The sequence below is a fragment of the Mycobacterium sp. genome, assembly GCF_040398885.1.
GTDB lineage: Bacteria > Actinomycetota > Actinomycetes > Mycobacteriales > Mycobacteriaceae > Mycobacterium.
Genome location: NZ_JBBATF010000057.1, coordinates 1 through 3,063, shown reverse-complemented (window position 1 = coordinate 3,063; position 3,063 = coordinate 1). Strand labels below are relative to the sequence as shown.

General features: G+C 70.6%; 5 protein-coding genes. 3 read left to right on the top strand and 2 right to left on the bottom strand.

The window, feature by feature from the left end:
- Positions 1-85: 85 nt before the first annotated feature.
- Complete coding sequence (locus ADBZ5U_RS07475; RefSeq protein ID WP_526263971.1) at positions 86-655, bottom strand: Rv1363c family protein; 570 nt, start codon at positions 653-655, stop codon at positions 86-88.
- A gap of 60 nt (positions 656-715) precedes the next feature.
- Between ADBZ5U_RS07475 and ADBZ5U_RS07470 the strand changes: the two genes are divergently transcribed.
- The gene (locus tag ADBZ5U_RS07470) at positions 716-1,099 is read left to right on the top strand and encodes an Rv2576c family protein (RefSeq protein WP_526263994.1); all 384 of its coding nucleotides are present in this window, start codon (positions 716-718) and stop codon (positions 1,097-1,099) included.
- A 16-nt stretch (positions 1,100-1,115) separates the two neighbouring features.
- On the opposite strand, the gene ADBZ5U_RS07465 is transcribed toward ADBZ5U_RS07470, so the two are convergent.
- Positions 1,116-1,487 (bottom strand): hypothetical protein, encoded by a 372-nt coding sequence (locus ADBZ5U_RS07465; protein ID WP_526263969.1) that lies wholly within the window; start codon positions 1,485-1,487, stop codon positions 1,116-1,118.
- 90 nt (positions 1,488-1,577) lie between these two features.
- On the opposite strand from ADBZ5U_RS07465, the gene ADBZ5U_RS07460 reads away from it, so the two are divergent.
- Both ADBZ5U_RS07460 and ADBZ5U_RS07455 read left to right on the top strand, forming a co-directional pair.
- The gene (locus ADBZ5U_RS07460; protein ID WP_526263967.1) at positions 1,578-2,144 is read left to right on the top strand and encodes an Rv1363c family protein; all 567 of its coding nucleotides are present in this window, start codon (positions 1,578-1,580) and stop codon (positions 2,142-2,144) included.
- Between the two features lie 2 nt (positions 2,145-2,146).
- Positions 2,147-3,063: AMP-binding protein (locus ADBZ5U_RS07455; RefSeq protein ID WP_526263965.1), on the top strand; the 917-nt coding region annotated here is incomplete at its 3' end.

The following is a 3,063-nucleotide window of genomic DNA, read 5'->3' as shown; positions in this document are numbered from 1 at the left end:
TCCGGCTCCTCGCTCGGCGCCGATGCGCGATCCGCCTCCGGCTCCTCGCTCGGCGCCGATGCGCGATCCGCCTCCGGCTCCTCGCTCATGGCACGAACTCCACATCGGACATCTTGCACGGCTCTTGCCGGCAGTCCACCGCCACGCTCATCCGGAAAGGCCGCGCGTCGTTGTCGGCGCCGTTGGCGTTGGTGACCCGGGAGGTGGCGACGACCATGACGACCCCCCGCTGGCCGTCGACGGAGTCCAGGGCGGCCGCGTTGACCTTGCCGATCGTGACGGCCCGGGACTCCACCGAGGTCTTGACGAAATCGTCCGCGCTGCGCTGGAACTCGTCATGGAACGGCCCGGTGGACAGATCAAGGACGCGTCGCACATCCGCCTCGGCACGGGTGTGGTCGATGGAGAGCAGCGCCGCCACCCCCTGCCGGGCGACGTCGACGAACCGCTGATCCGCGGCGCGCTGTGCGGCGTCCTTGCCGTGCTGCCAGACCATCAGCCCGGTCAACGCCAGACCGGCGCCGGTCAGCAGGGCGGCCAGCACCAGCGCCGCCACCTGCCGCCGCCGCCACCGCGGCGTCGGGCCCTCGACGGCCGTCTCGACGTGATCGACCTCGACGTGATCGACCTCGACGTCAGCGGGCTCAGCAGTCATAACACCCCGATGGTAGATGTCGCGTGCCAGACTTTTCCCGTGAGGCTCGCAGCGATCGGCATGTCCCTGACCGTCGCGGGCCTCGCCGGCGCGGCCCCGGCCACCGGGGAAGGACCGGTGATGCATGCGGTCACCTACACCGTCTACACCGACAGCCCGTTCCGCGCCGACATCTACTACCGGGACGCCGAGCCACCCAATTTCGCCGACTACAGCCACAATCCCTACCAGTTCAGCCCCAAAGCGGAGGCCGAACTGGGGCCCGAACAGCCCTGGGTGCTCAATGTCCGGCTGGCCAACCCGCAGTTCTGGGCCATGGTGGCCGCCACCGGCGGAAGGTCCGCCGATCCGCCGAACTTCCACTGCACACTGGCCGTCGACGGCGCCGTGGTGGTGCGCGACTCCGGGCCCAAAGGGGCGTTGTGCTCGTTGCGGCACTGGTGACCGGGCGGTCGCCGATTCAGGCGTTGCCGCGCACCCACAGCGCCCGTCCGTCGGCGAACGAGCAGGTCAGAAACAATCCGTCCGGCGCCTGGGCGACACTGTTCTCGTAGCCCGTGCAGTCGCCGTCGAGGTCCTTGATCCCGACCATGGGTGGAGAGCGGAAGTATCGCGGCTCGTAGCGGCGCGGCGATCCGCAGAACACCAGCCGTCCCCAGTCGGTGGTGCCGAATACGAAGAAGCCGGTTTCGGAGCACGGCGCGCCGAGCACGACGCCGGGCCTGATTCCGGGCGTGCAGAACGCGTCGTTGCACTCGCCGGCTGAAGACGGCGCGGGTGCGACGAGTCCGGCGACCGTCAGCGCAGCGGCGGCGGCTACTGTCGACCGCACAGATCCAGTCGAGCGCACAGATCCAACTGTCGCACACGCCCCCGGTCCCTGTATGGCGAGTGGCCGGGTGGGTGAAAGGAGGAGGGCCCGATGACGTCCAGCGATCCGGGATCGCCGGCCTCGCAGGCCGAAGCGCAGGCGCAGGCGGCCCCCACCCGGGCGGTCCCGCAGTCGCCGCGTCGGCTGATCGGGGTGGTGGTCGCCGCGGTGCTGACCGCCGGCCTGCTGGCCACGACCGGATACCTGCTGGTGGCCCACCGCCAGGACAGCCTGCAACGGCGGCAGATCGCCGAATACGCCGCGGCCGCCAGGCAGGGCGTGATCAACCTGATGTCGATCGACTACGCCACCGCCGACGAGAGCGTCAAGCGCGTCCTGGACGGCTCCACCGGGCGGTTCAGGGCGAATTTCGAGGAGACCGCCGACGACTTCGTCAGAGCCCTAAAAGACGAGAAGATAGTCACCAAGGCCAGCGTCAACGGCGCCGCGGTGGAATCCATGACCGACGACTCCGCCGTCGTCCTGCTCTCGGCCACCTCGCGGCGGGAGGACCAGCGGGCCCCCAAGGACCAGCAGCAGCCGCGGCTCTGGCGCGTCGTGCTCACGCTCCAGCGTGACGGCGGCCAGATCAAGATGTCCGCGGTCGAGTTCGTCTGATGATGAGGCCGCAACCGCAGTGGCATGAGTTCGCCGCCGTCTCGGCCCGCCACGGCGCGCCCGCCGGCGACTACGACAGTTTGTGGCGGTGGTCGGTGGCCCACCCCGCGCGTTTCTGGCGGGCGGTCTGGGAGTTCTTCGACGTTCCGGCGGCCGTCGAACCCGGTCCGGGCGACGAGGGGGTGCTCGCCGAGGCGACCATGCCGGGCGCCCGCTGGTTTCCCGGCGTCCGGCTCAACTACGTCGACCAGGTGCTCCGGCACGCGGGATTGCCGGGGCCGGCGATCATCGGCGTGGACGAGGACGGCGGCCGGACCGCCATCGACTGGTCGGAGCTGCCCGGACGGGTCGGGGCCGTGGCCGCCGAACTGCGCCGGCTCGGCGTCGGCCCCGGCGACGGGGTCGTGGCCTACCTACCCGATATCCCGGAGGCGGTGGTGGCGTTCCTGGCGACGGCGGCCGTCGGCGCGGTGTGGTCCTCCTGCGGCCAGGACTACGCGCCCCGGGGGGCCGCGGCGCGGCTGGGCCAACTCAACCCGAAGGTCGTGTTCAGCAGCGCGGGCTATCGGCTCGCCGGACGGTGGATCGACAAGCAGGCGGACACCTCCGAACTGGTGTCGCTGCTGCCCGGCGCCCCGCATCTGACCATGCTGGACGGCGAGGCCTACCGCGCGCTCGTCGCCGAGCCGGTCACCCCGCAGATCACCCCGGTGGCGTTCGACCATCCGCTGTGGGTGCTGTTCACCTCCGGCACCACCGGACGGCCGAAGGGTATCGCCCACGGCCACGGCGGCGTGGTGCTCGAACACCTGAAAGCCGCTGCGCTGCATGCCGATCTGCGCCCCGGTGACGTGTTCTTCTGGCAGACCGCACTGAGCTGGATGATGTGGAACTTCCGGGTCAGCGGCCTGCTGTGCGG